This is a genomic window from Brachyspira pilosicoli, assembly GCF_036997485.1.
Lineage (GTDB): Bacteria > Spirochaetota > Brachyspiria > Brachyspirales > Brachyspiraceae > Brachyspira > Brachyspira pilosicoli_C.
In genome coordinates this window covers 293,070-319,079 of sequence record NZ_JAWLPU010000003.1, presented here as the reverse complement: position 1 = coordinate 319,079, position 26,010 = coordinate 293,070, and the positions used below count along the sequence as shown (strand labels likewise).

Annotated in this window: 26 protein-coding genes; 6 read left to right on the top strand and 20 right to left on the bottom strand. The window is 29.6% G+C overall.

Annotation, left to right across the window (positions count from 1 at the left end; all coding sequences use genetic code 11):
* Positions 1-28: 28 nt before the first annotated feature.
* The 8 genes from R4I97_RS09370 to R4I97_RS09335 all read right to left on the bottom strand — a co-directional run bounded on the left by R4I97_RS09370 (position 29) and on the right by R4I97_RS09335 (position 6,606).
* Positions 29-856, bottom strand: a complete 828-nt coding sequence (locus tag R4I97_RS09370) for an SDR family oxidoreductase (RefSeq protein WP_335784780.1) — start codon at positions 854-856, stop codon at positions 29-31.
* A gap of 26 nt (positions 857-882) precedes the next feature.
* The gene (locus R4I97_RS09365) at positions 883-1,731 is read right to left on the bottom strand and encodes an aldo/keto reductase (RefSeq protein ID WP_335784779.1); all 849 of its coding nucleotides are present in this window, start codon (positions 1,729-1,731) and stop codon (positions 883-885) included.
* 24 nt (positions 1,732-1,755) lie between these two features.
* On the bottom strand, positions 1,756-2,823 hold the full coding sequence (locus tag R4I97_RS09360; protein ID WP_335784778.1) for an alpha/beta fold hydrolase: 1,068 nt from the start codon (positions 2,821-2,823) through the stop codon (positions 1,756-1,758).
* Between the two features lie 74 nt (positions 2,824-2,897).
* Entirely contained in the window at positions 2,898-3,455 is a 558-nt protein-coding gene (locus R4I97_RS09355; protein WP_335784777.1) for a flavodoxin, read from the bottom strand.
* 398 nt (positions 3,456-3,853) lie between these two features.
* Complete coding sequence (locus R4I97_RS09350) at positions 3,854-4,690, bottom strand: carboxymuconolactone decarboxylase family protein (RefSeq protein WP_335784776.1); 837 nt, start codon at positions 4,688-4,690, stop codon at positions 3,854-3,856.
* 20 nt (positions 4,691-4,710) lie between these two features.
* Positions 4,711-5,556 carry an aldo/keto reductase gene (locus R4I97_RS09345; protein ID WP_335784775.1) on the bottom strand — a complete coding sequence of 282 codons (846 nt, stop codon included), beginning with the start codon at positions 5,554-5,556 and terminating at the stop codon, positions 4,711-4,713.
* 31 nt (positions 5,557-5,587) lie between these two features.
* On the bottom strand, positions 5,588-6,148 hold the full coding sequence (locus R4I97_RS09340; protein WP_335784774.1) for a sugar O-acetyltransferase: 561 nt from the start codon (positions 6,146-6,148) through the stop codon (positions 5,588-5,590).
* Positions 6,149-6,183: 35 nt separating this feature from the next.
* Positions 6,184-6,606 carry a cyclophilin-like fold protein gene (locus R4I97_RS09335; protein ID WP_335784773.1) on the bottom strand — a complete coding sequence of 141 codons (423 nt, stop codon included), beginning with the start codon at positions 6,604-6,606 and terminating at the stop codon, positions 6,184-6,186.
* 241 nt (positions 6,607-6,847) lie between these two features.
* On the opposite strand from R4I97_RS09335, the gene R4I97_RS09330 reads away from it, so the two are divergent.
* Positions 6,848-7,387 carry a flavodoxin family protein gene (locus R4I97_RS09330; RefSeq protein ID WP_335784772.1) on the top strand — a complete coding sequence of 180 codons (540 nt, stop codon included), beginning with the start codon at positions 6,848-6,850 and terminating at the stop codon, positions 7,385-7,387.
* 540 nt (positions 7,388-7,927) lie between these two features.
* A complete protein-coding gene (locus R4I97_RS09325; protein WP_335784771.1) occupies positions 7,928-8,809 on the top strand; it encodes a LysR family transcriptional regulator in 882 nt (293 codons plus the stop codon).
* 405 nt (positions 8,810-9,214) lie between these two features.
* Here R4I97_RS09325 and R4I97_RS09320 read toward each other — a convergent pair whose 3' ends face one another.
* The 9 genes from R4I97_RS09320 to R4I97_RS09280 form a co-directional block, all read right to left on the bottom strand.
* Positions 9,215-9,661, bottom strand: coding sequence for a cupin domain-containing protein (locus R4I97_RS09320; protein WP_335784770.1), 447 nt, complete (start codon positions 9,659-9,661; stop codon positions 9,215-9,217).
* An 18-nt stretch (positions 9,662-9,679) separates the two neighbouring features.
* A complete protein-coding gene (locus R4I97_RS09315; protein WP_335784769.1) occupies positions 9,680-10,183 on the bottom strand; it encodes a flavodoxin in 504 nt (167 codons plus the stop codon).
* A 222-nt stretch (positions 10,184-10,405) separates the two neighbouring features.
* On the bottom strand, positions 10,406-11,377 hold the full coding sequence (locus tag R4I97_RS09310; protein WP_335784768.1) for an aldo/keto reductase: 972 nt from the start codon (positions 11,375-11,377) through the stop codon (positions 10,406-10,408).
* Positions 11,378-11,428: 51 nt separating this feature from the next.
* A complete protein-coding gene (locus R4I97_RS09305) occupies positions 11,429-12,316 on the bottom strand; it encodes an aldo/keto reductase (RefSeq protein ID WP_335784767.1) in 888 nt (295 codons plus the stop codon).
* Between the two features lie 350 nt (positions 12,317-12,666).
* Entirely contained in the window at positions 12,667-13,512 is an 846-nt protein-coding gene (locus R4I97_RS09300) for an aldo/keto reductase (protein ID WP_335784766.1), read from the bottom strand.
* Positions 13,513-13,585: 73 nt separating this feature from the next.
* Complete coding sequence (locus tag R4I97_RS09295; protein ID WP_335784765.1) at positions 13,586-14,020, bottom strand: cyclophilin-like fold protein; 435 nt, start codon at positions 14,018-14,020, stop codon at positions 13,586-13,588.
* 20 nt (positions 14,021-14,040) lie between these two features.
* The gene (locus tag R4I97_RS09290) at positions 14,041-14,421 is read right to left on the bottom strand and encodes a MerR family transcriptional regulator (RefSeq protein ID WP_335784764.1); all 381 of its coding nucleotides are present in this window, start codon (positions 14,419-14,421) and stop codon (positions 14,041-14,043) included.
* A gap of 464 nt (positions 14,422-14,885) precedes the next feature.
* Positions 14,886-16,184, bottom strand: coding sequence for a bifunctional folylpolyglutamate synthase/dihydrofolate synthase (locus R4I97_RS09285; RefSeq protein ID WP_335784763.1), 1,299 nt, complete (start codon positions 16,182-16,184; stop codon positions 14,886-14,888).
* Between the two features lie 899 nt (positions 16,185-17,083).
* Positions 17,084-17,515, bottom strand: coding sequence for a PepSY-like domain-containing protein (locus R4I97_RS09280; protein WP_335784762.1), 432 nt, complete (start codon positions 17,513-17,515; stop codon positions 17,084-17,086).
* A gap of 263 nt (positions 17,516-17,778) precedes the next feature.
* On the opposite strand from R4I97_RS09280, the gene R4I97_RS09275 reads away from it, so the two are divergent.
* The 3 genes from R4I97_RS09275 (at position 17,779) to R4I97_RS09265 (ending at position 20,599) form a co-directional block, all read left to right on the top strand.
* Positions 17,779-18,864: a helix-turn-helix domain-containing protein gene (locus tag R4I97_RS09275; RefSeq protein ID WP_335784761.1), complete on the top strand. Its 1,086-nt coding sequence runs from the start codon at positions 17,779-17,781 to the stop codon at positions 18,862-18,864.
* A 593-nt stretch (positions 18,865-19,457) separates the two neighbouring features.
* Entirely contained in the window at positions 19,458-20,099 is a 642-nt protein-coding gene (locus tag R4I97_RS09270; RefSeq protein ID WP_335784760.1) for a cyclodeaminase/cyclohydrolase family protein, read from the top strand.
* A 203-nt stretch (positions 20,100-20,302) separates the two neighbouring features.
* Positions 20,303-20,599 carry a helix-turn-helix domain-containing protein gene (locus R4I97_RS09265; protein ID WP_013243580.1) on the top strand — a complete coding sequence of 99 codons (297 nt, stop codon included), beginning with the start codon at positions 20,303-20,305 and terminating at the stop codon, positions 20,597-20,599.
* A 23-nt stretch (positions 20,600-20,622) separates the two neighbouring features.
* On the opposite strand, the gene R4I97_RS09260 is transcribed toward R4I97_RS09265, so the two are convergent.
* The 3 genes from R4I97_RS09260 to R4I97_RS09250 form a co-directional block, all read right to left on the bottom strand.
* Positions 20,623-21,708 (bottom strand): glycoside hydrolase family 3 N-terminal domain-containing protein, encoded by a 1,086-nt coding sequence (locus R4I97_RS09260; protein ID WP_335784759.1) that lies wholly within the window; start codon positions 21,706-21,708, stop codon positions 20,623-20,625.
* The gene (locus R4I97_RS09255; RefSeq protein ID WP_335784758.1) at positions 21,672-22,586 is read right to left on the bottom strand and encodes a glycoside hydrolase family 3 N-terminal domain-containing protein; all 915 of its coding nucleotides are present in this window, start codon (positions 22,584-22,586) and stop codon (positions 21,672-21,674) included. Before R4I97_RS09255 ends, R4I97_RS09260 begins: the two co-directional genes overlap by 37 nt.
* Positions 22,587-23,061: 475 nt before the next feature.
* Positions 23,062-24,264: a DegT/DnrJ/EryC1/StrS aminotransferase family protein gene (locus R4I97_RS09250; protein WP_335784757.1), complete on the bottom strand. Its 1,203-nt coding sequence runs from the start codon at positions 24,262-24,264 to the stop codon at positions 23,062-23,064.
* 331 nt (positions 24,265-24,595) lie between these two features.
* Between R4I97_RS09250 and R4I97_RS09245 the strand changes: the two genes are divergently transcribed.
* On the top strand, positions 24,596-25,705 hold the full coding sequence (locus tag R4I97_RS09245) for a restriction endonuclease subunit S (RefSeq protein ID WP_335784756.1): 1,110 nt from the start codon (positions 24,596-24,598) through the stop codon (positions 25,703-25,705).
* Positions 25,706-26,010: the final 305 nt, after the last annotated feature.

The window sequence follows — 26,010 nt, the reverse complement described above, 5'->3', positions numbered from 1 at the left end:
TAATAATTTTTAGAATTTTAAAAAAACTTTATTTACCCTCTGATAATTCTCCATACCACCAAGATGCTGTTACGCCTCCGTCCATAAGAAAATCGCTTCCAGAAATAAATGAGCCTCTATCTGTCATTAATAATTCAGCAACATTAGCAACATCGTCCGGAGTGCCTGCCCTTTTAGAAGGACAAAGCTCAAGCATTCTTTTATACATCGCTCCCCTTGGTCCGTTTAATTCATCGTTCGCTAATGGTGTTATTATTATGCCAGGGCTTATTGAGTTTAATCTTGCTCCCCTCTTGCCCCAATTTCCAGATTCATACATCACCCTAAGACAGTTGCATCTTTTTGATAACTGATAGGCTTTTAATGTGTCTGAAGCTTTTTCAAGTATTGGCAAAGATAATAATTGTTCTGTTGGAGTGGTAGCAAGTATTCTATTTTCTTCATCTGTGAGAGAGCCCAAACGATAACCAGACTGTGAAGATATTATTACTCCGCTTCCTCCCTCTTCTATCACCTTGCCGAACTCTTCAAGAAGCACCGCTGTTCCATATAAATCAACTTTTAAAATATCTTTAATAGACGCCTGAGATGGTGAAACGCCTGCAGCATTAACAAAATATTTTATTTTTCCCAAGCCTTTTGAAAAATCTATAAGTTTTAAAATTGATTCTCTTGAAGAAATATCAGCTTCAAATACAGAAGTTTCAAACCCTGCATTATATAATATTTGTGATTCTCTTTCAGCATTTTCTATATTAAAATCAGCAAGTACGATATGCTTTCCAATTCCAACTCTTCTTGCTATGGCTATTCCAATGGAGCCTGCCCCTGCTAAAACAAAAACATCTTTTTTCATTATATATTCTCCTTATATTTATTAAATTATTCAAGAACCCTTTCTGATAAAAGTTTTACCATTTTATAATCTTGATGAGAGAAAAAAGAACTTTCATTTTTATCAATAGATGAAATTAATTTTATATCACTCTCATCTAATTCAAAATCAAAAATATTAAAGTTTTCTTCCATTCTTTCTTTTCTAACAGTTTTAGGTATTACTACTATATTTCTTTTTACAAGCCAATTTAAAATTATTTGAGCTATAGATTTATTATATTTTTTAGCTATGCTTGATAATACTTCATTAGTAAACATATTATTTCTTCCTTCAGCAAAAGGAGCCCAAGACTGCATTTGTACATTATATTCATTCATAATAGTTTGATAATCATTTTTTTGATAAAATGGATTTACTTCTACTTGATTTACAGCAGGTACTATCTCATTATGCATTATTAAATCAACCAATCTGTCAGCAAAGAAATTACATACTCCAATAGCTTTAATTTTTCCGTTTTTGTATAACTCTTCCATACATCTCCATTCTCCGTAATAATCACCGAAAGGCTGATGTATTAAATATAAATCCAAATAATCTAATTGAAGTTTTTCAAGAGAATTATTAAATGCTTTTTTAGTATCTTCATAACCGTTTTTTTGTATCCATAATTTTGTTGTTATAAATAATTCTTTTCTGTTTATACCGCTTTCTTTTATGGCATCTCCAACAGCTTTTTCATTTTTATATGAGGCTGCTGTGTCTATTAATCTGTATCCTGTTTCAATGGCATTTAATACTGCTTTTTTACATTCATTATAATCTTGAATTTGATAAACTCCAAAACCTAAAATAGGCATTTCCAAACCATTATTTAATTTTACGTATTTCATTTATAAATCCTTTTTAATATTATTTTATTCTAATTTTTTTTCTTTTAAGTATTTTTCAAGTAAGTCTGCTATTTCTAAGTTATTTAAATCTGAAAAAGGAAAATGAGTATTTCCATATATTCCAATTTCTGGAAGAATTACAACATTAACATCAGCATTATAAGATTTTAAAGTTTCTTCCAATTTTTTTACTAATTCAACTCTTAATCTCCATTCTTCCAAATAAGGATTATCAGATTTTTCTTTTGGTATATTATCTCCATAATAAATTACTATAGGTATGCTTGCTAATTTTTTGAAATCATTTTCAGGAATTTCTTTTATAGGAAAATATGCAGGCATAGTAATATTAGTAGGTGAAGTATTTTCAGGAAAAGGCAAACTGCATCCGCCTGCCTCATACAATACTAATGCCTTAACATTTTTATTTTTTATTGCTGTAAAGAATGCAGGACCAGCTCCTTGAGAATGTGCTAGTAAAATTCCTTCTCCTATTCTATCAAATAATGCAGACAAACTATCAGATACTACTTCCTCATCAAAACTGCCTGTATTAGGAGTAACTTGCTGAAAGTATTGAGTTAAAGTCTCTTCATCATTTTTAAATTGCACATTGTCAAAAAAATGAGGCCAAGAACCTATTCTAAACCAATTAAATAAAGACTGTTCATCAGGAGTAGGATTAATAGTTATAGGCACAGAACTTCTTCCAGCTCTTCCTCTCCTTGGCTGATCTACCAAATATACACTATATCCTTTTTTTAAGAAAATATTTTGAAAACCTTCTCTGCCGTCTGGAGTAGTTTCAAAACTTTTAGCAGATTGTCCTCCTCCATGTAAAAATACTATAGGGTACTTTTTAGCATTAACAGGTATTTGATAAAATGCATATCCATGATCGCTATGATATGTTTGTCCGTTTGAACTTGGAAATAAAGTATCTTTTTCAAATTCTCCATTTGCAGATAATACTTTACCGCCAAATGTAAAACTTCCTTGTTTATCTATAATAATTTTATTTTGCATATCATTAGAATTATTGCATGATATGCTTAATAATATTATTGAAAACACTAATAAGAATTTTTTCATTATATAATCCTTAAAATATTTTTTATTTGCTACTGCCTATTAATTATAATAAGCAGTAAGTAAATATAAAAGTTTTATAGTATATTAATATTTTGAAGCCATGTTTTTATATTATTTTCTGAGCTATTAACGCTTTCTCCAGATACACTCAAACCCTCTAATATAGTAGAATTAGCACATAATTTTTTTATATCAGTAACGCTTCTTCCCATTCTGCTTCCGCCATGAGTACATAAAGGAGCAATTTTTTTACCGCTGAAATCATGAGTTAATAATAATTGTTTTACTGCCTGCGGAATAGTGCCCCACCAATTAGGGTAACATAATATTATAGTGTCGTAGCTTGACAAATTATTTATATTAGCACTCAACTTTGGTAAAAAATCATCATTTTGTTCTTTTCTTGCCTGATTTACAGTATCATTATAAGAACTTGGATATGGTTCAACGGTTTTTATTTCAAACATATCTGCTTGAGTGAGGTTTTTAATCATATTGGCAGCGGTTCTGGTATTTCCGCCCCAAGAGAAATATACTATTAAAGTTTTTGAGCTTTGAGCGTTTAAGCCTCCGATTAATAATGTACTTGAAATAAGCAATGACATTAACATTGTTTTAATTATTTTCATCATTTAAATTCTCCTTGTAATATTATGATGATATTTTATCAATTCATATATTTGGTGTATTATAAAGTTTTTTTTTGCACACTCTTTATTAATTTCGTTAAATGCAGTTCTTCGCGAAGCGTATCCGAAGGATATAAGGTTCTTTTATACCAATAAAAGAACTGGGGGCGTGGGGGCAAAGCCACCACAAATAATTAAAATAAAAATACTGCTTTTAATAGAATTAAATTTTTTAACTTATATTAAAGTTTTTATGTTTTTATTATTTTCGGGGACTAGTCCCCGAACCCCTACTTCTTTTGGTGACCCAAAGAAGCAAAAAGACTGCATTTATTATTACAATGTCTTTGATGATAACAAATATTATTATCACCAATTATAAAGCAAATATAATATTATAATTATTCTATATTATTAATTATTGTTATGGCGTTCAAGGTTCTTGGGTAGCCTATATAAGGCAAACATTGTGTTACTGCTTCAAGCATCATATCTTTACTGTTTCCCATCTTAATATTTGCATTCGCATGTGCTGTCGCTTGAGGTTCTGCTCCGCCTAAAGATATTATCATTATAAATGTCAATAACTCTCTTGTTTTTAAATCTAAACCTTTTCTTGTGTAAAAATCCCCAAAACAATTAGCCGATAAAAAATTCTGTATATGCTTTTGATTAGGTGCGGCATTTGAATGTGCAGCAAGTATCGCATCTCCGAATATGCTTACCTGTGTTTCTAACCCCTTATCAAATCTTGTACCTTCTGTAACTGTTGATTGAGATTCTATAGGAAGTGAAATATTTTTTTCTTTAAAAACTTCATTTGCTTTTTCTAATGCAGCAAATACCCTCGGAAATCCTACATAAGGCGAACATTGATATAATGCTTCTTTTATCTCTATAGGACTAACTCCAATATTCAAAGCTGTTTCTACATGAGGTTTTATCATATCAGTGCCTTGTGATGCTGTTAGAGAAACTAATGTTACAAGCTCTCTTAATTTAGGATCCAATGTTCCATGATTATAAACTTCTCCATAAACAAAATTATTAAATATGCTTTCTAAATCTGGGTCATTAGGTTTAGTTAAGCTGGCATCTCTTTTGAGTAATTCATTGTATTTAGTTTTTGCTTTTTCTGTCATAGTTAAACTTTCTCCTTTACTTTGTGAATTTGCTATGCATGAAAATACTATTATTAGAATAGATAAAGATAAAATAGTTTTTAAAGTTTTTTTCATTAATAACCTCCTTAATTTTTTTAATATTTCAATTTTAATAATTGCTTTATAAAGTCAGCATCATCATTAAGAAATATTATGTTTTTATTATTATCTAAAGTTTTTATAATATTCATATCATTATCATCTAATGTGAAATCGAATATTTTAGAGTTTTCTATTATTCTCTCTTTGTGTATACTCTTTGGAATAATAGGTATATTTCTTTGAGTAAGCCACCTTAAAATAACTTGAGCTATAGTTTTATTATATTTTTTGCCTATAGTTTTTAATATTTCATTATTGAAAATATTATTTTTTCCTTCTGCCAAAGGTCCCCAAGATTCTAATGTAATATTATATTCTTTCATTAAGTTTTGCTCTTCCCATCTTTGAAAAAACGGATGAGTTTCTATTTGATTAATTGCAGGTGTTATTTTACTATGGGTTACAAAATCAATTAATCTATCTTTATAGAAGTTGCAGCAGCCTATAGCCCTTATGCGTCCTGCTTCATACAATTCTTCCATTGCCTTCCAAGCAGCATAATAATTACCGAAAGGCATGTGAATTAAGTATAAATCCAAATAGTCCAATCCTAATTTTTCCATAGATATTTGAAATGCTTTCTTTGCCTTATCATAATTAGCATCCTGTATCCATAATTTGGTGGTGATAAACATTTCTTTTCTGTTGATTCCGCTTTCTTTTATGGCATCTCCAACAGCTTTTTCATTAAGATATATTGATGCTGTGTCTATATGTCTGTATCCTGCTTCAATGGCATAAAGACATGCTTTTTTGCATTCCTCATAATCTTCTACTCTGTATACTCCAAACCCTAGAATAGGCATTTCAACATTATTATTTAACTTTATACAATTCATAATGTCTCCATTTTTTATAAATATTATTCTGTTATTCTTTTATTTCCTTTATCACTTTGGCAGGATTGCCTCCTACAATTGTATTGCTTGGCACATCCTTATTTACAACAGCACCTGCAGCAACTATTGAGTTTTCTCCTATAGTTACACCAGGAAGTATAATAGCAGCTGTTCCTATCCATACATTTTTCTTTATTACTATTCGCTTTGGAATTAATATATTTCTGTTATTATAATCATGATTAGGAGTTATTATACTTACATTATGTGCTATCTGCACATTATCTTCTATAACAACGCCTCCAATATCCATAATGGTGCAATTCTTATTTATAAATACATTCTTTCCAAACTCAACATTTCCTATATCTATATGAAAGCTTGGCATTATAATTACAGATTCATCTAAATTAGTTTCAAATATTTTGTTTAATATATCTCTGTTATTTTTGTAGCTTTGAAAAGTGTTGTTATACTGCCATAATAATTTTTCTGTCTCTTGCATTTTGTTATATATAATCTGAAACTCTTCAGAAAACATATTTATCTCTTTTCCATTTTTATAATTTTCTAAAAACTCTTTAACGTTCATAAGTGATTATTCTCCTTTTTATTTTTTCAATTCACTTAATTCACTCTTTCGATACGTATATCAAAATTGCCTTTCATATTTGAAAGTTTTTCTATATCTGAAGTATTTTCAAACTTGCCTAAATAAATTAAATTATTTGAGTATCTGAAATTTTTATAAAATATAGCAATGTTTCCCCAAGGAGCATAATAGGTGATATCGCCTGCTTTTGGGTTTATGCCGTCTAGTTCATTTTGAGTATTTAATTTCTTGCTTAAATAAAATATTTTTTCTGTGCTGTTAAAATCTTCTGCTTTAACGCTTAAAGGAAGAAGAGATAAAAAATCGTTTCCTGCTTTTGAATTGTTGATTAGAGCATATATTTCATTGCCTTCAAAAGTTAATTTTATTTTAGTAGTTTGTGCGAAAGCGTTCATAGTGAATAATCCTATAAAAAAAGTTATAATAATTTTTCTCATATTCTTGCCTCCTATATAAGCATCATGATTAATTTTATTTTAATTAGAAAGAGAAATATATCAAATACTTATGTCTTATAATTAATTATAACTAAAAAGCATTACACAGATTTTGTAATAGTTAATCAAAATATAAACCTTTTATTAAATAAAAAATATAAAAAACTTTCTAAATCGTTTGACATTGGAGCATACTCTAATGCTATAATATAATTAATAAAAATAAATAAGAGGTTATAAAATGAGTAAAAAAGTATTAATAATATCATCCAGCCCAAGAAGAGGAGGCAATTCTGATACATTATGCGATGAGTTTTTAAGAGGTGCTAAAGAAGCTGGACATAATGGAGAAAAGATATTTTTAAAAGACAAAAAAATTAATTACTGCGAAGATTGCGGAACTTGCTATAAAAATAATAAGCCTTGCGTACAAAAAGATGATATGAAAGACATTTTAGACAAAATGCTTGAGGCTGATGTAATAGTAATGGCTACACCTGTTTACTTTTATACAATGAATGCCCAAATGAAAACTTTTATAGACAGATGCGTTACTAAATATTTAGAGATTAAAAACAAAGATTTTTATTTTATTGCAACTGCTGCTACTGAAGATGAAAAAGAAATGCTTAGAACTATTGACGGCTTTAGGGGATTTTTGGATTGTTTAGAAGATGTGAGAGAGAAAGGAATTATATTAGCACATAGTGTTTGGAATAAAGGCGAAATCAATGATAAAAAATTTATGCAAGACGCATACAATATGGGATTGAATATTTAATTATTTAAATTTTATAAAATCATAAACAATTTCAATGTAATTAAAAAATTGGTATATCTTAAAAAAGGTATGCCAATTTATTTTTTTAATATATTTTTTAAGTTTATTAATTTTTATATTCAATTCTCCATTCATTAAAAGTTATACTGATAATTATTTAACGCAACTATATTAAATATTTATGTCTTATAATCAATTATAACTAAAAGGCATTGATAAAAATTTGTAATATGTTAGTATAAAAGTAAGGTAAATATATTTTATAAATTTATCTATTTTTATAGATGTATTATCAACTTTTTTGCCGCACAAAAAAGTTGCAAAAAACGCAAATACTACTACATTATATCTTTTAAATATAGTACAATTCATAAAAATTCGGCTATATTTAAAAATTGATTTATAAAAATGCAGCCTTTTTGGTTCTTTGCGGCGGCAAAAGAACTGGGGGCGTGTACCCTAAGGGCACGCTTCGCAGGGGGCAAAGCCACCACAAATAAAAAACTTAAAAATACATCTATAAATCTATGAGGTACTATAATGGACATAAAAGCTTTGAAATATTTTCTAATTTCGGCAAGAGAAGGTAGCATCACTAAAGCAGCAAACTCTCTTAATCTAACCCAGCCTAACCTATCAAGACAAATATCCAACTTAGAAAAAGAAATAGGAAAGAAATTGTTTATTAGAAGCAACTACACAATAAAACTCACAGCAGACGGAATGCTTCTAAAAAAAAGAGCAGAAGAGATTATTGACTTGATGGAGAAAACTAAAAAAGAGTTTAAATCTTCTGATGATGTTATAGCAGGCGACATTCATATAGGAAGTGCTGAAACTTATTATGTTAAACTTATTGCTGATGTTATAAAAAATATGAGAGATGAATACCCTAATATAATTTATCATATACACAGCGGTGCATATTCAGAGATTACAGAAAAACTCGATAAAGGGCTTTTGGATTTCGGCGTTGTGATAGGCAATTTTGACTCTTCCAAATATGAATGCTTGGAGATACCATATAAAGAAGTTTACGGTATATTAATGAAAAAAACTTCGCCTCTGTCAAAAAAGAAATTTATAGAAAAAAAAGATTTACTTAGTATACCTATAATGTGCCCTAAGATATTTTTTAATAATAAAATACAAACTTCAAAGTTCGATGAATGGATAGGAAAAGACTTTGACAAATTAAATATTATATTAACTTACAATCTTATTTACAATGCGGCCATTATGGCTGAAGCAGGTATTGGATATATTTTAACTATGGACAAACTGGTAAACAATTCAGAAGAACTTTGTTTTGTTCCATTAAAGCCTAAATTGGAAATAGAATCGAGGGTGATATGGAAGAAAAACCAGATATTTTCAGAGGCATCAAAAGTGTTTTTGGGCAAGCTAAGAAATAGATTATAAATATATTAGTTTATATAAAAGAATTATGTTTTGATTTTTTTTATTATTTGTGGGGACTTTGCCCCCTGCGAAGTGTGCCCTTAGGGTACACACCCTCACTTCTTTTGCCGATTAGGCACCTACTCGGTGGTGGCCCAAAGAAGCAAAAAGACTGCATTTTTAGCTTAAAATATAGACACTATCTTACAGTTTATACATATTCCAATATATAAAGTAAAAAGATTTGCACTTTTTGCAACTTTGACGAAGTCCGCACAGCGAAGGCGGGAAAAAGTTGAATAAAAAACTCATATAAAAATATAGTTATTTAAGAATATACTTAAAATTTCAACTTTATTTATTTTTATTATTTGCAGGGACTAGCCCCACAAACAATAAAATAAAAAATCTTATAAATATAAAAACTTATCTATTCTTTTTATAAGCATTATATTCTTCATCAGTAACATGCTCTAACCAAGTTACATTGTTGCCGTCTTTGTCGCCTGTTATAGCAATATGCTTCATTTTGCAATCTGGTGAAGCTCCATGCCAATGCTTTTTATCTTTAGGGCAGTATAATGCCTCGCCTTTGTGAAACTCTAAAACTTCTCCGCCCTCTTCTTGTGTGAGCCCTATTCCTTCAACTACTATTAAATGCTGTCCGCAAGGGTGAGTATGCCATGCTGTTCTTGCACCTGCCTCAAATGTTACATAGGCTACAGAAAAATGAGAATCTTCATTAGGCTCTGTGAGAATCTCTACTTCAACATCGCCTGTAAAATATTCTTTAGCTCCTTTAAACTTTTTGCCTTCTCCATTTTTTATGAATAAAGTTTTTTCTGGTGATTTTTGATATTTATAATCAGACATTTTATTTTCTCCTTTTTATTATTTTATTTTTAAAAATATATCCTTAACCCATTTTCTTATTTCACTCTCAGCACTTGACGCAGAGCCTCCATATACGCTTAATATTTTAGCTACATTTTTAGACTTTGATTCTTTTTCTATATCTCTTTTAATGCTTCCACACCCTCCGCCGCCATGCGTACAGAAAGGCATTATTATTTTATTAGAAAAGTCAAAACTGTTCAAAAATGTATTTAACGGAGGAGCCATTGTGTTCCACCAATTAGGACTTCCTGCAAATATAATATCATAATCGTCTATGCTCTTTATGCTGTTTTTTAATTTTGGTTTGTAACCGCTGTTTATATCTCTTTTAGCTTCGTTTAATACGGTGCTATAGTTTGGCGAATATGCTTTCTCTGGCTCTGTATTAAAAAAGTCTATTTCTACATTTTGTGATTCTTCTTTTATAATTTTTGCTATTGTATCAGCAAGTTTTTTAGTGTTTGCTGAATGCGAATAATAAGCTATCAATATTTTCATTTTAAGTTCCTATAGTTCTTATTTTAATATTTTATAATTGGGGCTTTGCCCCCCTGCGAAGCGTACTCGTAGAGTAAAACCCCAGTTCTTTTGTTGGCACAAAGAACCAAAAAGACTGCATTTTTATACTTTATATACAATAATTGTTTTACAATATTAAAAACATAAAATGCTCATTATAAATTATAATATATTTATGCTTTCAATTTTATAACAACTATATTATTTTCCTACTATCTCCATATGCTCCTTCGGATACCTATCACCCTCTATCGTTATTTGTGAAATAGCTTCATTTATCTTATTTAATTCCTCTTTGCTAAAATCCACATTAACAGAATAAGCATTCTCTTTTAATCTCTCTATCTTGCTTGCTCCAAATATAGGCACTATAAACGGTTTTTGATGAAGCACCCAAGCTAATGCTATTTGAGCCTTTGAAACATTTTTGGCTTTAGCAATCTCTTCCAAAATATCAATCAATGCTTTATTCTTATCAAAATTATCTTTTTGAAATCTTGGAATAGAGCTTCTAAAATCATTTTTTGAAAAATCGCTGTTAAGTTTTCCTGTTAAAAAACCTTTACCCAATGGAGAGAAAGGCACAAAACCAATATTTAATTCTTCTAATAATGGTATAATTTCTTTTTCTGGTTCTCTCCAAATCATAGAATATTCGCTTTGTATGGCTGTGAGTTTGCATACTTCATTAGCTTTTTTTATAGTGTTTGCCCCTGCCTCTGAAATGCCCCAATATTTAATTTTGCCTTCTTTTATTAATTTTTTCATTGTGTCTGCAGCTTCTTCAATAGGCGTGTTAGGGTCAACTCTGTGAAGATAATACAAATCAATATAATCAGTTTTCAGTCTTTTTAATGAACCTTCTATTGATGATATTATAGTCTCTTTTCTGCCGTCTAATACAGGCTTTCCGTTTACAGTTTTTATTCCGCACTTCGTAGCTATTACAACTTTATCTCTATGTTTTTCTAATGCTTCACCTACAATCTCCTCGTTTTTGTATGGACCATAGGCTTCTGCTGTGTCAAAAAAATTAATGCCTAATTCAATAGCTTCATGTATAACGGATATTAATTGCTTTTTATCATAATTCTCATCATACACTACACCATAGCCCATGCATCCTAAACCAAGAGCTGAAACTTCCAAATCTCCAAGCTTTCTTTTTTGCATATTAATAACTCCTTATTATAATTTACATTGTTTACATAATTAATATTTTAATTAATACCAGTCATGCTTTTCATTGCGGTTAAGTGCTGATATTTTTCTCATCTCATCATCGCTCAATTCAAAATCATATAATTCTGTATTTTCTATTATATGAGCCCTATTGCTTGAACCGGGTATCACAATCACTCCCCTCTGTAAATGCCATCTTAATATAATTTGAGCAACAGATTTATTATGCTTTTTAGCTATCTCTTTTAATACGCTATCATTTAAAAGCTCTCTTTGATGACCTCTTCCCCCCAATGGATACCACGCTTGAACAGCTATTCCCAAACTTTGAATATATTCTACAACTTCAGTATCTTGATAATATGGGTGTATTTCATTTTGAACCAAAGCAGGCATAATATTTATTTTTGGCAAGAACTCTTTTAATTCTTTTATATACCAATTAGAAAGACCAATAGATTTTATCTTTCCTTCTTTTACAGCTTTCTCTATTGCCTTATACGCTTCAACATCATTATTTCCTGGGTGATGAAGAAGCATCATATCAATATAGCCTAATTTTTTTAACGCTTCGTTTATTGCATTTTTTGCATCATTATACTGATTAGGATATAGCTTTGTAATAACAAAAATATCTTTTCTATCAATCTTAGAATCTCTCACAGCTCTTGCCACCTCCTCTTCATTGCGGTATATATAAGCCGTGTCAATTAATCTCACCCCATTTTGTAAAGCATAAAGCACAGAGTTGTAACAAACATCATTTAATAAACTGTATGTGCCTATTCCATTTAAAGGTATTTCATAACCATTATTTAGTTTAACAGTTTTTGTATTGAAATTAAAATTGCCTTTCATATTATTGACCTCTGCTTTTATGTTTAGTGATATTATAAAAATTAGTAATAAAGTTATAAAAGTATTTTTCATTATTAGTCCTTTTATAAAAATTTAAGTTTCATGTATTATTAAGCAGTAACTTTTTAAATACATATTAAAACTTTACATTCTGTAATTTTTTCTGTTCTTTTTCCCGCGTACGAGCTGTACCACCTTGCCGCACGGTAATACTATGCTTTAACTATAACTTCTTAGTCGTGCGGGGGAATGCATTTTAATGTACAATTAAATTATGAAATTTATAATAAAAATGCAGCCTTTTTGGTTCTTTGTGGCAATACCGAAGGCACTTCCTACGGTCGCAAAAGAAGTGGGGTGCGTGGCAAAGCCCTGCAAATATTTCAAAGAATCATTTTAAACTACAATTTTTTATAAAACTACTAAATCTTATAATTGCATAAATATTTTACTGTTTCAATATCTGTATGCGATAAAAATAAACTCTGCTTAGTGTCTAATTTAGATATTTCTTTCATGTCATTGTCGTCCAACTCAAAATCAAACACATTAAAGTTTTCTACAATCCTATCTTTGTGTACGCTCTTAGGTATCACAACAACATCTCTCTTTATAAGCCAATTTAATATAACCTGAGCAACTGTTTTATTATGTTTACTTGCTATTTTTTTAAGAACCTCATTAGTAAACATATTATTCCTGCCCTCAGCAAATGGCCCCCAAGACTCTATTTGAATATTATACTCTTTCATAAGTTTATTATCTTCTTCCCTTTGAAAGAATGGATGCGTTTCAATTTGATTAACCATAGGAGCCGTTTTATTATGCATAACAAAATCTAATAATCTATCAGGATAAAAATTGCATACCCCTATAGCTTTAATTTTTTCTTCGTTATATAAATCTTCCATAGCCCTCCAAGAGCCGTAATAATCCCCAAAAGGCTGATGTATCAAATATAAATCCAAATAATCTAAATTAAGCTTATTCATAGAAACTTCAAAAGCCTTTTTAGCATTATCATAGCCGCTGTCGCTTATCCATAATTTTGTGGTGATAAATAATTCTTTTCTATCAACTCCGCTTTCTTTTATGGCGTCTCCTACCGCTTTTTCATTGTTGTATGCTGATGCTGTATCTATTAATCTGTATCCTGCCTCAATTGCATCCAATACCGACTTTTTACATTCCTCATAATCTGGTATTTGAAAAACACCAAAACCTAGTATAGGCATTTCAAGCCCATTACTTAATTTTACTTTTTTCATACAAAACTCCTTTAAAAATCCTCTTTATGAACCTCTTTTATGAACTTATTTTTTTTAATTAATTTTCAAAAAACTAGTTCGCACTAAAAGTTATTTCTATGCTTCCTCTTCCAAGTGAATCTTTTAAGCCGTCTGTATTTTCTATATATCCAATTTTCGTGTAGCTATATGATGTTGAAAAACTTTCATAAAACAACACCAAACAATTATTGCCGTATAACATAAAGTCGCCTCTTTTTATACTTCCTATCCTTTCGCTTTTTGTTGTAAGTGCTGAACTTAAATTATAATATTTTTCATTGCTGTTTAAATCATTCATTGTAATTGTGAGAGGAAGCATTTTTAAAAAATCTCTTGCCGTGTCATTATCATACAATATTAACTTGTATTCTTTGTTGTTTATTCTTAAATTAACATAATTATTTAAAGTGTTCATGGTTGCACTATCTCCATAAATAGAATTGCATGCTGTTATCATAAAAATTAAAAAGCTTAATAGTATTTTCATTTTTTATCCTTTTTTATTTATTATCTCTTTGACAATTTTTTTTCACATTCCCTTATCTTTGTATCATAATTGTTTATTTTGTAATTTAATTTTTCTAAAGTCTCTTTAAGCTCATTAATTTTACTTTCTATTATATCTCTTTGGTCTAATAATAATTGCTTTCTTGCTTCTATTGTAGCATCGCCTTTGTTGTAGAGTTTTATATATTCTATCAATGACTCTATACCCATTCCGGCACTTCGCATACATTTAGCAAACTCTATCCAGCCTATATCATAATCAGTATAATTTCGTATGCCGCTTTCGGTTCTCTCGACTTCTGGTATAAGCCCTATTCTCTCATAATACCTCAAAGTGTCGGTTGATAAATCTGTCTTTTTGCTTACCTCAGCTATTGTCATAATTTACCCCATAGTCTTTTTTGTTTTAATTATAGCATTAGAGTATGCTCCAATGTCAAGACCTAAGCAGTAGTTTAAATTATTATAGAATTATATCAAATACTTATGTTTTATAATTATTTATAACAAAAAGGTATAGAGATTTTTTTGAGTTTTATTATTTGCAAGGACTAGCCCCTTGCGAAGCACACACCGTGCAGTACCCCCAGTTCTTTTGCCGATAGGCACCTACTCGGTATTGGTATAAAAGAACCTTATATCCTTCGGATACGCTTCGCGAATAACTGCATTCAATAAATTATAGCTTTTTATGTATAGACAAAATATATATTCTTTTAGATTTACGTATCCCAAAAATACATAGCAAAACAATTGCGTTTTTTGCAACTTTTTGACGAAGTCCGCATAGCGAGAGCGACAAAAAAGTTGATAATTATAATTTATAAAAAAATTACAATATAACTTCACTCATCTTGTGAAATTATATAGTCGCTCGCACTGTAAAGCGAACCTATCACCAACGCTGGTATATTTTTCTCCTTAGATATCTTCTTCATCTCTTCTACCGCCAAGTCAAAACTCTCTATATGATACACATTCTCTTTTTCTTTTAAATATTCATAAGTCTTAAAGCTGTCAGAGTCTTTATATTTTGATTTCGTAGAACTTATTATAATTATGTCTTTGTTTTCTTTTAATACCTCACACATTCCGCCTACATCTTTTTCGCTTATAGGAGCAAATAATATCACCACACTGTCATACCATTTATAAATAGTCTTTAATATTCTGCTTAATGATTTGGCATTATGAGCACCGTCTACTATAATGTCTGGATTTCTCTCTATAAAAGTTAATCTCGCCTTTATATTAAAATTACGAAGTGAGTCTATTGCTTTTTTTATATTTTCTTTTTTGTTTTCTTTTTTGCTTTCTAATAGTGTAAAAGCCTTGAATGATAATGCTATATTTTCGCTTTGATGTTCCCCTAAAAGTGTGGTTGTAAAATGATATTTATTTTCTTTTTCTATATAATCAAACTCTAATATTTCACTTGTGTTTTTTATGATATTAGAATAAAAATCTTTACCAAATGTATATAGTGTGCTATTTTTTTCTTTTGACACATTTTCTATTATTTCAATAGAGTTCTTCTCTTGCATTGCTGATATTACTATAGAATTATTTTTTATAATGCCGGCCTTTTGATAAGTTATCTCTTCTATGGTGTTTCCTAATATATCAACATGGTCATAAGAAATAGAAGTTAATATACTAATTGAAGAGTCTACAATATTAGTACAGTCAAACCTCCCGCCAATACCAACCTCTATACAAGCATAATCCACTTTGTTAATAAAAAAGTAATAAAGCCCTATTATAGTAAAAAACTCAAAAACAGTTATGCTCTCATCAAGCTTATTTTCTTCTATTACATTCTTTATCTTTTTTACTATAGAAATAAAATCATTCTCGCTAATCCATTCATCATTAATAGATATTCTCTCTCTTTCGTTTATGATGTGCGGAGATATAAAAGCACCTGTTTTGTAATTGCATGCACTAAGAATATGAGCCAAACTCAAAGTAGTAGAACCTTTTCCTTTAGTGCCTGTAATGTGTATTATTTTGAAGTTTTGTTTATAGCCTAATATATTTAAAATATTTTCTACATTGCTTATATGATTATTATTTTTTTTATGAAGATTTTTTTTATTCATAAAAGAGTATATATAATCTAAAGCGTCATTAATATTTTCCATATTGAAGTTTTCCGTTTTTTTGTAAATAAAATATGCTATAATATATACTAAAAAAATTTAAGTTTGTCAAAATATTTTTTATATTTTTTATTGTTTACGGTGGCTAGCCCCCCTGCGAAGCGTGCCCTTAGGGTAGGTACCCCCACTTCTTTTGCCGACGCTCTGCGTGCCGTAGGTAAGGCACCTACTCGGTGCGACTGAAAGGAGTCCTTCAGGGCAACCGAAGGAAGTACCTTTAGGTATAGGTGCGAGAGCGACAAAAAAGTTGAATAAAAACAAAAATATAAATTACAAAATATACTTTTTAAAATATATATTAAAATATTTTGAGTTTGTTAAAATATTTTTTAAGTTTTTTATTTGCGGGGACTAGCCCCCGCACCCCCAGTTCTTTTATTGGTATAAAAGAACCAAAAGAACTGCATTCAATAAATTATAACTTTTATGCATATACAAAATATAGATATTATTTTATATATTCTAAAATATAAAGCTATAGCACTTGCACTTTCGCGAAGCGTGCCCGGAGGGCAAAAACTTTGACGAAGTCCGCAGAGCGAAGGCGGGAAAAAGAACAATAGAATTAATAAGTTTTTTTATTTGCAGGGCTTTGCCCCCTGCGAAGCGTGCCCTTAGGGTAGCACCCCAATTCTTTTGCCGACGCTCTGCGTGCCGTAGGCAAGGCACCTACTCGGTGCGACCGAAGGGAGTCCTTCAGGGCGACCGTAGGAAGTGCCTTCGGTATTGCCACAAAGAACCTTATATCCTTCGGATACGCTTCGCGAAAGGCTGCATTTAATAAACCATAGCTTTTTATATATACGAAAACATAGGTATTATTTTATATATTCAAAAAAGATAAAGTTAGAACACTTGCATTTTATTTAATAATAATTTTTTTAGTCGTCAAATTTCTGACCCATTAATTGACCATCTGCTGAAATATATAATTCCATCATGTTATTGAGCTTTACTTTGTAATTGCCCCACTCTTTCTCTATTTCTATGATTATAGATGAAGGATAAGTCTTTTCAACAACATTTGCTATATTGGCAGGAAGCACTGTTTTAGGAACACCCATATATTCACCGTCAATGCTCTTCCAATCGCCGTTCATATAAAAGTCTATAGAAACACCATTAGATAAATCCACTTCAAACTTTCCGTCATCGCGCTCAACCTTCCATATTGTAACCCCCGGATAGGCTGAAGCGATAAAGTCCTGTGCTTTTTTTGGCAATGCAGAAGCAGGAAGCATCCAATCATCGGCAAATAATGCAGAAGATAGCATTACAAAAACGATAATTAAAAGTGAATATCTTTTAGCCATCAGTAATAAACTCCCTAACTATAATATACAAAAATTATCAAGAAATGTCAATATTTATTTACATTTTTTTACTGTTTATTTACAGTTTGCTCTATAAACTATACTTTTTATACTTAACAATTAAAAATCGTAATAAAACCATATTAATTATAATAAAATTAGAAAAAAATTTACAAAAAATCATAAAAGACCAGAAATTAAGCTTATAAATCATTATAAAAATTGAATTTAGTATAAAGAAAATATTAATAGGTGGTTTTATAATGAATAACAAAAAAAATTATTATGCCGTAATACCCGCAAATGTTAGATACGATAAAAGATTAAGCCCTCTCACAAGATTAATATACGGAGAGATTACAGCCCTCTCCAATGAAAAAGGCTACTGTTTTGCCACAAATGCCTATTTTGCTAATTTGTATTCTATGAGCAATGTAAGCATATCGAGATGCATATCAGAATTAAAAGAGCATAATTATATAAGGGTGGTTTATGATATAAAAGAGAAGAATGTAGATAAGAGAAAGATATATATAAATAATCTTGAAAATAAAAAATTAGATAATGAAAAGTTAGAAAATGAAGAATTAAAAAACAATGAAGAAATCACTAACATCAAAGAAAACATCAGCATTGAAGAGTATAAAGAAAATGAAAGCATTAATAAAAACAACAATACCAATAAAAATGATGATGCTTTCTCATTAGCAAAAATAAAATTAGTTAATAGAATTAAATTAAATGATGATACAGATTTATCAAATAATATAAAAGAGTATAATCAAAATTGCTTAGATGGTATTAAAGAAAAAGTTAAAGATAATAATATAATTAATAATAAAAATAATAATATAATTAATAGTAATTTTCTTCTCTCAGAGTTTGATTCTTTTGTATTAGAATTATGCCAAGTATTTAATAATTTCACTTACAACAATGCTTCCAAAATCTCTGAGTTATACGGTTTTAAGAGCAAAGAAAAACAAGAACTATTATTAAAGATTTTTAACGAAAGAAAGTATGATTGGAGGGAGTGTATTAAATATGCCAAATTAAAAGCAAAAGAGAAAAACAACATACCAACATTATGGCTTGATTTTTTAAGTTTTTTAAAAATCTATTTAAGAGATGGGGACAAAGAAAAAGTCATAAAGCCCCATTACACAGAAGAACAATTATTAGAAAGGGCAAGAAAACTTCAAAAACAAAAAAGGGAGAGAGAAAAAGCATTGCTTGAAGAGAAGAAAAAGATGGAGGAATTAGAGCGGGAGTTAGGCAGAGAGAGTATGACATTAGAAGAGGTAATAGAAGCGACAAAGGAGCAGTTTAAGCACTTAAAGAGGAAGTGAAAGTTATTGTATTTATTATACTATATACTAAATATAAGAACTGCATTTAATGAAACCTAACTTTTTATATATAGACAAAATATAAACCTAAAACACTTGCGTTTTTTGCAACTTTTTGACGAAGTCCGCACAGCGAAGGCGGGAAAAAGTTGAATAAAAATAAGAACATAAATCAGTTATTTAAATATATACTAAAGATTTTTGTATTTTCTAAATTTCTATTTTGAAGTTAATATTTGCAGGGCTTTGCCCCCTGCGAAGCGTGCCCTTAGGGTAGCACCCCACTTCTTTTATTGATATAAAAGAAGCAAAAGAACTGCATTCAATAAATTATAGCTTTTTATGTATACGAAAACATAGATATTATTTTAGATTTATATATTCCAAAAGACAAAGTTAAAACTCTTGCACTTTATCGTTATTTTGACGAAGTCCGCAGAGCGTAAGGCGGGAAAAAGTTGATAATTATAATTTATAAAAATATAAAAACAAATTTTGACAAAATATAAAATCTTTAGTATATTGAACTCTCAAATAAATTATTAACCGCATCACAAAAAAACATTAAAAAACTTTTAAGGAGATTTTTGAAAATGGAAAAGCTCATAAACAAAAGCGTGCTAAATTATATTAATGATGTAGATTCATCATTGCCTGCTCCGGGAGGCGGAAGCGTTACTGCTGTTGTTGGTAGCTTGGCTTGTGCTTTGGCTGGAATGGTTGCTCATCTTACCGTAAACAAAAAAAAGTTTAAAGAATTAGAAACAGAAAAACAAACTGCTTTCAATAACGCTGTAGAAAATATAAAACAAATAAAATCTCAGTTAATAGAAATTGTAGATAAAGATGCTGATATGTTTCAATTAATTATGGACGCATACAAATTGCCTAAAGACACCGATGAACAAAAAGAGATTAGAAAAAACGCCATCTCTGAAGCAGCAAAAAAAGCATTAGAGCCTCCTCTTCAAACGCTTAAAAGCTGTTATGAGTTATTAGAGCATTTTGAGATAATTCACAAATATGGTAATGAGGGCGTTATAAGCGATATAGTATGTGCGTATACAATATTATATGCTGCAGCAAAATGTTCTATAGTTAATATTAATATAAATTTATATTCTATAAATGATGAAAACTTTTTACATAATATTAAAAATATATGTTTATATTATTTAAGGGGTATGAAAAAAACATATAAGGAGGTACATTTTGAATTATTGGACATACGATAATTATTAACATATTTTCATGTAATTGTTTTCATATTGATATTTTTTTATAATATGTTATATTTCCCCTTAAAATATGATATGAATTAAATGGTATTTTTATATTTTCTTTGTGTTTTTATGTTATAGACTTAAGTTAAATTCTTTTTTAACTTAAAACAATATCTTTATTAGTTGTTTTAGTATTAAAATTGGAGGTTTAAAAAATGAGTATAACTACTAAACACATAATATCTTTAAAAGAGGAAGAAAAGCAAAAGATTAAAGATTTTATCAAAAATGAAGGTAAATCTAAAAGGTTGATATCGAGAGCAAACATTATATTAGCTTTAGATGACAAAAAAAATACTGGCCTGACACATACTGACATCGCTAAACAATATAATGTAACATATCATACCGTAGTAAACATCATAAATGAGTTTGTTGCTAAAGGATTAGATTCTACTCTAACATACAAAAGAAACCCAAACAGCAACAGAAAAAAGAAAAAAGCTAATTAATAACTAAATAATAATTTTATGTGTTAGGTATTTTCTCTCATTATCTTTAATACCTTAGCACATGAAATTATATCTGGTTCAATATTTCTAAACATATCTTTTACATTTTTATAAATATTGCTTGTGAGATTTATACCATAATTGATAGTGCTGTTAATCTTGCCTGTCATAACGAGGTCGTCTGTAATAATCACGCCTTTAAAACCCATATCTTCCTCGAGCAATTTTCTATATTTTTCTGACATGCTGGCAGGAAGCTCATCATCTATATATTTATTTTTTATATGAGAAATTAAAACCATCTCAGCACCCAAATCTATAGCCTTTTGAAAAGGTATTAATTCTTTATTTTTAAGCTCTTCTAAAGTCTTGTCTATTACAGGAAACTCATCATGCGAATTAACAGCGGTGTCCCCATGACCGGGAAAATGTTTAACAACGCTTATAATACCGGCATCTTTCTGAGCTTTTATTGTAGCTTCTATCATCTTTGAAACCATTTCAACATTTGTAGAAAAGCTTCTATTATATATATAAGAATCTTTATTGCTTGGCACATCGCATAACGGACCAAGTATCATATTAATACCCATATCTTTTAGAAAGTTTGCTTTGTTGTAGGCTATGTTGTAGGCATATTCAATGCTGTTGCTGTCGCCTATCATTTTTGCTGAAATGTCTTTGTATTTGTCGAAAGGTATTCTAAAGACTTCTCCTCCTTCTTCGTCTATAGAGATTAACATATTTTTGTTAACATATTTCTTTAAGTCTGATGTGAGTTTTTTTAATTGTTCCTCGTCTACTATGTTGTAATTAAAAAGTATAACGCCAGCAATATGATTATCTTTTAATGTCTTTATAGTTTCCTCGCTTAATACTGTGTCAGTGATGCCCACCATAGTAAGAAGCCCTCTCCTCTCTTCAATGCTCATACTATTAACTTCATCTATATAATCAGATAAATAAGAATATTTTTTTTTCAATTCTAAAATATATTTTTCATCTTCTGTGATGCTGTCTTTTTTGGTGCAAGAATTAATAGCTAACCCAACAATTACAAAACTAAATAAAATTATAATCGATTTAACAGCTTTGAAATTTTTACGCATAATTCACTATCCTCTGTTTTAATATTTTTTATCTTTTCTCTATTTAATTTATAAAACCTATAATCAATAACATTAAGCAAATTATTATTTATAAGAGAGTATTTATTAATATAATCTGTCATTACAACGCCATTAAAGTTAAGGCTATTAAAAAGATAATCTCTATATAATTTTTCATTTTTAATATGGCTCATCACAAAGAAGTCGCTTTCTATTGCCGACAAGAAGGTTTGTTTTGAGTCGATTATATTTTCAACATTTTTCATATTATCTTCTATATATAACTCATCATCATAGTATTTTGGAAAATATTTTGCGGCGGTGAGGACGCCTTTGTCTTTATACGCTTTAATTGTTTGAGATATTAACTTTGAAGCAATTTGTTTATCGCCGCTGAAGATATGCTCTTTTAGATGAGATTTTTCATTACAGAGAGTATTTACTACAGGAGATAAAAACATATTAACGCCAATAGCTTTAAGAGTAGATGCCCTTTTTTTAGCAATATCGTATGCATAAGTTTCGCTTTGCCTCTCACCAATATAGCTTTGATAAACCTTAAAGTGCTGGTCAAAAAATAAATTATGCGTAGGCTTATAATCTTCGTCTAATGCTATGAATATTTTTTTATTTATATTTTCTTTTATATTTTTTATTAGTTTTTCAATTGTATTAATATCGGCTATGTTAATGATTATTCCTTTAACATCATCATCTTTTATTATGTTAATTAAGTCATTATCATAAGTTTTAACAGCGAGCATTATTTGCAGATTATTATTTATTTTTTTAGTGTTGTGTATTTTTATTTCATAATAGAGATAGCAGAGAAGGATAGCTATAATAACAATAATCAAACTAACAAAAATATAAATCACTATGATTACTCAATTTTAATTTATTTTATTTTATATATTTTTTATTGTTCTTTTTCCCGCCTTCGCTGTGCGGACTTCGTCAAAAGAACCAAAAAGTGCGAGTGTTTTAGCTTTATATCTTTGGAATACATAAAATAATATTTATATTTTGTTATAGATAAAAAGCTATATTTTATTAAATGCAGCCTTTTTGCTTCTTTGTGGCAACAAAAGAAGTGGGGTGCGGGGCAAAGCCCTGCAAAAATTAAAAAAATTATTGTTCTTTTTCCCGCAGCAAAAAGAACCAAAAAGTGCGAGTGTTTTAGCTTTATATTTTGGAATATATAAAATAATATCTATATTTTGCTATACATAAAAAGCTATATTTTATTAAATGCAGTTCTTTTGGTTCTTTTATACCAATAAAAGAACTGGGGTGCGGGGCAAAGCCCTGCAAATAAAAAAACATAAAAAACACAACCGCTTATCCCTAAGCTCAGTTGCTCTCCAAATACCTAAGCACATTCTTAGCAATATATAAAGCGTCCTCCTCTTTAAGTGTGCTGTATAATGGCAAAGTTACTTCATTCTTATACAAATTAAAAGCATTTATATAATTATTATCAATATAATCTTTATAAACTTTGTGAAAAGGAAGAGGCAAATAATGCACATTAAGCACTATGCCAAGCTCTGCCATCTTCTCTATAAGCAAATCCCTATCAGCCTCCTCATAGTCCTTAATTCTTAATAAATACAAATGATAAGATGATTCAGCCTCATCGTCTTTGAAAACAGGAAGTATAACTTTTTTGCTCGCACCCAAAACACTGTTGTATATATTCACAATGTTTTTTCTATTTTTAAGCATCTCATCATATCTCTTTAATTGTGATAAACCAATAGCCGCATGAATATCGCTCATATTGCATTTATAACCCGCAACCTCAATATCATATCTCCAGCTTCCTAATTTAGTTTTATCTAAAGCACTTTTGTTCTGACCATTCAAAGCCCAAACAGACACTTCTCTGTAAATTTCATCAGCGTCAATGTTGCCAATATCATTAAAACTCAAAGCTCCCCCCTCAGCAGTTGTAACATTCTTAACAGCATGAAATGAGAAAGAAGAAAAATCAGCCTGACTTCCTACCCTATTTCCTTTGTAAACAGCACCGATAGAATGAGCAGCATCAAGCAAAAATAAAGCCCTGTTTAATTGCTTTTGATATTTGTTTAATGGAGTAAATAAATCTTTTTTCTTTTCAAGTATTTTTATAATGCCCTCATAATCGCAAGGCTTTCCAGCAATATCAACAGCAATAACAGCTTTGGTTTTATGTGTGATAGCCTTTTCAAGTTTCTCTAAATCTATATTAAAATCATCATCAGCCGCATCAATAAACACAACCTTAGCCCCCAAATGTATAGCCACATTAGCAGTAGAAGCATAAGTGTACGCAGGCACTATCACCTCATCGCCTTGAGTAACGCCGAATATTTTTAAAGCAAGCTCCATAGCCATAGTAGCACTTGATAAAAGCTTTACCCTCTTAACATTTATATATTTACAAAGCTCCTCTTCAAGCTCTTTGTTTACAGGTCCGCTTGTAATCCAGCCAGATTTTAAAACATTAACTACAGCCTCAATTTCATTGTCTGTAATGTCTGGCGGAGAGAAAGGTATCATTTTGTTCATAGTGATTTTCCTTATTTTTTATTATACTTATTTTAAAACTATTTTTAATGCTTGTTTATATAAAAATTATTATTTAAATTTATGGCGGGGGCTAGCCCCCGTACCCCCACTTCTTTTGGTGCCCCAAAGAAGCAAAAGGACTGCATTTATTTTAATTAAATATATAATTTATCATATAAAATACTTATTCAAATAAATATGTTAATTAAATTATGTTTACTATTATAAATCTAATAAATATAAAATCAATAATATAAACTACATATTTAACTAATTAATAGAGTTGCCAAAATAAAAATTTCATAATAGAATATTTTAAATAGGAGGAGTAATGAATAGAAGTTTGCCAAGCGGTTGGGAAGAAGTAAAACTTGGTGATATAGCAGATATAGTAATGGGACAATCACCTAAATCTAAATTCTATAATAAAGATAATAAAGGTTTGCCTTTTTTACAAGGGAGTTCAACTTTTGGATATATATACCCCACATTCAACATATATTCTTCTGATATAAAAAAAGTAGCTAAAAGCGGATCTATTTTAATGAGCGTTAGGGCTCCTGTCGGTGATGTAAATATTGCTAATACCAATATATGTATAGGAAGAGGTTTATGCGCAATAAACTCTAACAATAAAAGCATTAACAATTATATATTTTATATTTTAAAATATTATAAAAATAAACTTTTAAATAATCAAAAAGGTACAACATTCGGCGCTATTACAAAAGATGATATAATTAATTTCAATATAATTCTCCCACCAATAGATGAACAAAAACGCATATCAGACATACTTTCTATATGTGATAAGTTAATAGAAAATCTAACAAAGCTAATAGAAAAAAAAGAGCTTTACAAAAAAGGAGTGATGCAAAAAATTTTAAGCGGGAAAGTACGTTTCAATGGATTTACAGACAAATGGCAAAGCTATAAATTTGAAGATATCTTTATAAGAGTAGCTGCTAAAAAATATCAAATTAATCAAAATGAATATAAAGAAATAGGCAAGTATCCTGTAATTGACCAAGGCAAAAAATACATATCTGCTTATAGTGATAACATAGATAAAGTTTTCAATAACGATAATGTAATTGCATTCGGAGACCATACAAGAATTTTTAAATATATAGATTTTAATTTTATAGTAGGTGCTGACGGACTACAATTATTAAAAACAAACAAAAAATTTAATACAAAATTTATGTATTATCACTTAAGCAATCAATATATACCAAACACGGGGTATAATAGACATTTTAAATTTATTTTAGATATGTCTTTTTATATACCACCTTCAATAGAAGAACAAAAAAAAATTGCTGAACTCCTTACACTCATTGATAAAGATATAGAAATTCTTAAACAGCTCTTACACCTTCGAAAACTTCAAAAAAAGGGAGTTATGCAAAAGTTATTAACTGGCGAGGTTAGGGTTTAGGATATATTTATTGTGTACTAAAAAGTAACAACCCGCACGCATAAAAGATATGTGTTAATAAGAGATTATATCGTGCGGAAAGGTGCTGCGGCTCGCAGTTGATAAAGATATAGAAATTCTTAAACGGCTCTTACACCTTCGAAAGCTTCAAAAAAAAGGAGTTATGCAAAAGTTATTAACTGGCGAGGTTAGGGTTTAGGATATATTTATTGTGTACTAATAGGATATATTTATTGTGTACTAAAAAGTAACAACCCGCACGCATAAAAGATATGTGTTAATAAGAGGTTATATCGTGCGGAAAG